Here is a 5,720-nt window from a genome sequence, read left to right on the forward strand (position 1 = left end):
CGGCCGCACGGTCGCCACGGTGAAGAAGGCGCACCTGACCCCGCTGCGCGACCGCTGGGTGGTGCACATGGAGCACGATCCGGAGATGGACGTGACCGGCAACATTACCGATCACGAGTACACCATCGCGCGGGGCGGCCGCGAGGTGGCGGTGGTGACGAAGCGCTGGTTGCGTATGCGGGACACGTACACGGTCGACGTCGCGGGCGGCGAGGATCCGGCGCTGGTGCTGGCGGTGGTCGCGGTGGTCGACCACATGGCCCACGACAAGTAGGGCGTCATTCATCCCGCCGGAATGATCCCGCCGTCAGGCGGTGCCACGAAGCTGAAGGACCGTACGAATCGCGTGGAGGTTGCTTGTGAACGGCTGGTTGCTGTGGGGACTTGTCCTGCCCGTTCTGCTGGTCGTCGCGGGAGTGATCACTCTGCGACGCCGGAAGCGCGGCGGCTGAGCGCAGGAAGGCTCTCCGGGAGCATCGCGGCTGCGCGTCGCGCCGCCTTCATCGCCGCCGCCGGCGGGCCGTTCGATTCATTCCTGGCGGGTGACGCGGCGTCGACGCAGGTGGCGTCAACTTCGGGGTGAGGGGTTCAGCCAGAGCATCAGATCCGGTGACCGACACCGTAGCCGAGAGCAATCGCGAACATGCCGACGCCCACGACGCGACTGTTCATCGGGCGTGAGGTCTCTGCGGCGGTGACCGCTGCGGATCCGGATATCGATCCCTCAACCGTGCGTGCTTGTGACGATGGCGGGCGGGTCCGGCGTGTCCGATCGAATCGTCGCGAGACGACCGGTGGCGCGCAGCTGAACTCGGCGTGGTGCCGGTCTGTAGGAGGCTCCGGGCGGGGTGACGCCGATCGGCCAAGGCGGAAGCCGAGCGCTGGTGGCCGGTCGACGCGGGTAGGCGGTACGACGCCCGCGGTCGGGAAGAGCTGGTAGAGCCTGTTGGTGAGGGAGATGGAGAGGCCATGAGCAAGCCGTTCAAGGGCACGATCAACGTCGACGTCCGGGATTCGGTACCCGATTGGGAGCCGTTCGAGCCGCCGAAGGCCCCGGACGGCGCGCCGAGCGTGGTCTACATCGTGCTCGATGACGTGGGATTCTCGGCGCTCTCCAGCTACGGCGGGCCGATCGACACACCGAACATCGACCGAATCGCGGCGGACGGTGTCCGCTACACCCAGTGGCATACGACTGCCCTGTGCTCGCCGACCCGTTCCTGCCTGTTGACCGGGCGCAACCACACTCGCAACTCGATGGCGTGCATCACCGAGGCCGCGTCCGGCTTCCCGAACGCGAGCGGGACGATCCCGCCGGAGAACGGCATGCTTCCCGAGATCCTGGGCGAGCAGGGCTGGAACACCTACATGGTGGGCAAGTGGCACCTGTGCCCGACCGTGGAGATGAACCTGGCGGCGACGCGGCGGAACTGGCCATCCGGTCGCGGCTTCGAGCGCTGGTACGGCTTCCTGGGCGCCGAGACGAACCAGTGGTATCCGGACCTGGTCTACGACAACCATCCGGTGGAGCAGCCGAGGTCGCCGGAGGAGGGCTATCACTTCACCGAGGACATCACCGACAAGGCGCTGGAGTTCATCAAGGACGCGAAGACCATCGCCCCGGAAAAGCCGTTCTTCCTGTACTACGCGCCTGGTGCCGCACACGCGCCGCACCAGGTCGGCAAGGAATGGGCCGACAGGTTCAAGGGCAAGTTCGACATGGGCTACGAGGCGATGCGCGAGCAGACCCTGGCCCGGCAGAAACAGCTGGGTATCGTCCCGGCCGACACCGAAATCCCGCCGATCAACCCGATCGGCACGTCCGAGAGCCGCACCGGACCCGACGGTCAGCCTTTCCCGCCGCTGGAGTACACCAAGCCGTGGGACTCGCTGAGCGACGGGGAGAAGCGACTGTTCGCGCGGATGGCCGAGGTGTACGCCGGGTTCCTGGCGCACGCCGACCACCACATCGGCCGGCTGCTGGACTATCTGGAGGAGTCCGGGCAGCGGGAGAACACCATGGTCATCGTGGTGTCGGACAACGGTGCCAGCGGCGAAGGCGGCCCGAACGGGTCGGTCAACGAGAACAAGTTCTTCAACGGCTTCCCCGACGACCTCGAAGCGAACCTGGCGATGCTCGACGAGCTGGGCGGTCCCAAGACCTACAACCACTACCCCAACGGCTGGGCGATGGCGTTCAACACGCCGTTCAAGATGTGGAAGCGGTACGAGTTCAACGGCGGCACCTCCGACCCGTGCATCATCTCCTGGCCCGGCGCCGCAGGTGGCAAGGGCGAACTGCGCCACCAGTACCACCACGCCATCGACATCATGCCGACGATCCTGGACGCGCTCGGCGTCGAGCCACCCGAGGTGATCAAGGGTCACACACAGAGCCGGATCGACGGCGTCAGCATGCGCTACAGCATCGATGACCCGTCCGCCCCCTCGGCACGCAAGACACAGTTCTATTCCATGCTCGGCTCCCGCGGGATCTGGCACGACGGGTGGAAGGCCATCACCACCCACCCCACGATCAGTGGTTGGAGCAACTTCAACGACGACACCTGGGAGCTGTACCACGTCGACACCGACCGCTCCGAATCGCACGATCTGGCGGCCGAGCAGCCCGGCAAACTACGCGAGCTGGTGAACCTGTGGTACGCCCAGGCCGGCGACAACGGCGCGTTCCCGCTCGACGACCGCGACGCGCTGGAGATCATCCTCACACCGCGGCCACAGTTGACCCCCTCACGCGAGCGCTACACCTACTTCCCCGACACCGCCGAGGTGCCCGAGGCGCAGGCGGTCAACATCCGCAACCGCTCGTTCAGCATCGGCGCGCTGGTCGACATCCCCGGCAAGGACGCGTCCGGCGTGCTGTTCGCCCAGGGCGCCTACTTCGGCGGCCATGCCCTCTACGTCAAAGACAACCGGTTGCACTACGTCAACAACTTCATCGGCCTGCTGGAGCAGAAGGTCGACGCGACCGAAGACCTGCCCACGGGCGAGAACCTCCTCCTATCGGCGTCATTCGACAAGGACGGCGAAGACCCGCCCAACGTCGCGACCGGAATCCTGTTCCTGTACCACGGGGACCGGAAGGTCGGCGAGGCCCGGATCAAGACGCAGCCCGGCATGTTCTCACTCGCCGGGGAGGGCCTGTGCGTCGGCCGCGACAGCGGCGCACCCGTGACCAGCGACTACGAAGGCAATCACGGCGCCCGGTTCACCGGCGGCACGATCAAGCGCGTCGCCGTCGACGTCAGCGGCGATCCGTACGTTGACCTGGAACGCGAGGCGCAAGCGATGCTTGCCCGAGAGTAGGGACGGCTTCCTGCGCTTCGCCATCCCGTCCGCCGCCGACCTCACACCCGGTGCGCCTCGCCCAGGTCGTCGACGGTCGGGATGGCCCGCGATCTCTGAAGGCCGGGTGCAATCGCCGAAGGCACTCGCCAAATCACGATCGAGCAGCGAGCGGCGGCGCCCCTTCCAACGCGCGCTGGTCCTCCATGAAGCATCGGACGCCGGTCACCCCGGCCGGATGAAGCGCGGCTCCACCACGACGTGGCAGGGTCGGCTGGTCCGAACGACGGACGGAGTTGGTGGCCTGCCTGCACCCCGGACCGCCGGCGAGGTTGCCGGTGCGGACGGCACGCTCGCCGATTGCCGGCTCGGACGGTGACAGGATCGGACGGAGGCGGCCGGATGGTGGCACGGAAGATCACGCATCTCAGCGCGGAGGAACGCGTGGCCAGGGGCGCGGAAGCGAACGTGCGGACGCCCCTGGCGAGCCACACCAAGTGGCGACCGGCGATCGACCGCCCGGATCCGGTCGCCCTGCTGGAGGAGCAGAATCGCACGCGAGAGCCCGATCTCGTGCCGGTGCGGCACGGCCGAATGATGGTTTCGCCGTTCACCTTCTACCGCGGCGCGGCGAAGATCATGGCTGCGGATCTGAAGGATACGCCGGTGGCCGGCCTGGACGCCCAGCTGTGCGGCGACGCTCACCTCTCGAACTTCGGCGTGTTCGCGTCACCGGAGCGCAGGCTGTTGTTCGATCTGAACGACTTCGACGAGACGTTACCGGGGCCGTTCGAGTACGACGTGAAACGCATGGCGGCGAGTTTCATGATTGCGAGCCGCTTCAACGGTTTCTCGGCCGCGGACGCGAATGCTTCGACGTTGGCCGCGGTGGCCGCCTACCGGAAGGCCATGACGGCATTCGCGGCGATGCGCACGATGGACCTCTGGTATGCGCACCTGGATGAAGACGAGATCATGACGGCGTTGCGGACGACGGTTGCCGAGGCGAAGCAGGCGGCGAAGGCGTCTGGGAAGGGTGCGAAGAAGCGGGAGAAGCTGACCCAGAAGGCGGCCAAACGGGCGGAGCAGACTCGTCTGAAGGCTCGTACCCGGGACAGCATGCAGGCGCTGTCCAAGCTCGGCGAGTTTGTCGACGGGGCGTACCGGATCGTCAGCCAGCCGCCGATCGTCGTGCCGCTGCGCGACCTGGCTGCCACGTACGGCCTGTCGCCGGACGAGATCGACCCGGCGCTCCGCAAGCAATTCCGCGCCTATCGGGCCACCTTGCAGGACGACCGGCGCCACCTGCTCGAGCGCTTCGAGATTGTGGACGTGGCCCGCAAGGTGGTCGGTGTGGGAAGTGTGGGGACCCGCGCGTTCATCGTCCTGCTGCAAGGACGGGACCAACACGACCCGCTCTTCCTGCAGATCAAGGAGGCTACGGCGTCCGTTCTGGAGGCGTACCTGCCCAAGAGCCGGTATCGGCAGCACGGCGAGCGGGTGGTGCAGGGGCAGCGGCTGATGCAGGCGGCCAGCGACCTGTACCTGGGTTGGACCAAAGGCGTGGACGTGCAACGGAACTTCTACTGGCGGCAGCTCCGCGACATGAAGGGCTCGGCGCTGGTCGAGGCGATGAGCCCGGTCGGGCTCGCGTTCTATGCCGACATGTGCGGGTGGACGCTGGCCCGGGCGCACGCACGGTCGGGAGATCCGGTCGCGATGGCCGCGTACCTCGGAGACAGCGACGCATTCGACACATCCATCACCGACTTCGCGGAGCGCTACGCCGACCAGAACGACGAGGACTACGAGCGGTTCACTGAGGCGATCAGGTCCGGACGGCTCGAAGCACACGAGGGTGTCTGAGCACGACCGAGGCCCGTCGCGGCGGCCGGGCCAGTGACAAGTGGGATAGAGATGACTCGGCGGATGGTCGGCGCACGGGCGGTGTGGCTCGTCGCGGTGGCCGCGACGATGCTGGCCGGACAGGCATGTGCCGGCGAAGGCTCCGGCGGTACCGGATCGGAGACCGTTGCCACCAGCTCCCCCGCGGTCGACACCAGCACGTTGGCCGGCGATGCGCGGGCCGCCATCGAAGAATCCGAGCGGTACTGGAACGAGCAGCTGAGCAAGCGTGGCATCACGTTCAAACCGGTCCGCCAGATCATCCCGTACACCACGGCCGGCGAGGTCACCTGCGGCAGCGAGCCGATGGAGTCCAACAATGCCGCGTACTGCTTGGCCGGCGACTTCATCGCCTTCGACACGGCGTGGGCCCAGCAGGGATATGACAAGATCGGTGATGCCTTTCTCTACTACCTGCTCGGCCACGAGTACGCGCACGCGATCCAGGTCCGATTGGGCGGGCAGTATCAGTACACAATCGAGCAAGAACTGCAGGCCGACTGCATGGC

4 protein-coding genes are annotated in these 5,720 nt (G+C 67.0%); all 4 read left to right on the top strand.

Features of this window, described 5'->3' with window-relative positions:
- On the top strand, positions 1-274 hold a 274-nt coding region (locus AB0M20_RS23815), incomplete at its 5' end, for an LURP-one-related family protein (protein ID WP_364301600.1).
- A gap of 695 nt (positions 275-969) precedes the next feature.
- Positions 970-3,327, top strand: a complete 2,358-nt coding sequence (locus tag AB0M20_RS23820) for an arylsulfatase (protein ID WP_364301602.1) — start codon at positions 970-972, stop codon at positions 3,325-3,327.
- A 381-nt stretch (positions 3,328-3,708) separates the two neighbouring features.
- Positions 3,709-5,172 (top strand): DUF2252 domain-containing protein, encoded by a 1,464-nt coding sequence (locus AB0M20_RS23825; RefSeq protein WP_364301604.1) that lies wholly within the window; start codon positions 3,709-3,711, stop codon positions 5,170-5,172.
- Positions 5,173-5,253: 81 nt separating this feature from the next.
- Positions 5,254-5,720: hypothetical protein (locus tag AB0M20_RS23830; protein ID WP_364301606.1), on the top strand; the 467-nt coding region annotated here is incomplete at its 3' end.

Source organism: Actinoplanes sp. NPDC051633 (genome assembly GCF_040681735.1).
Classification (GTDB): Bacteria; Actinomycetota; Actinomycetes; order Mycobacteriales; family Micromonosporaceae; genus Actinoplanes.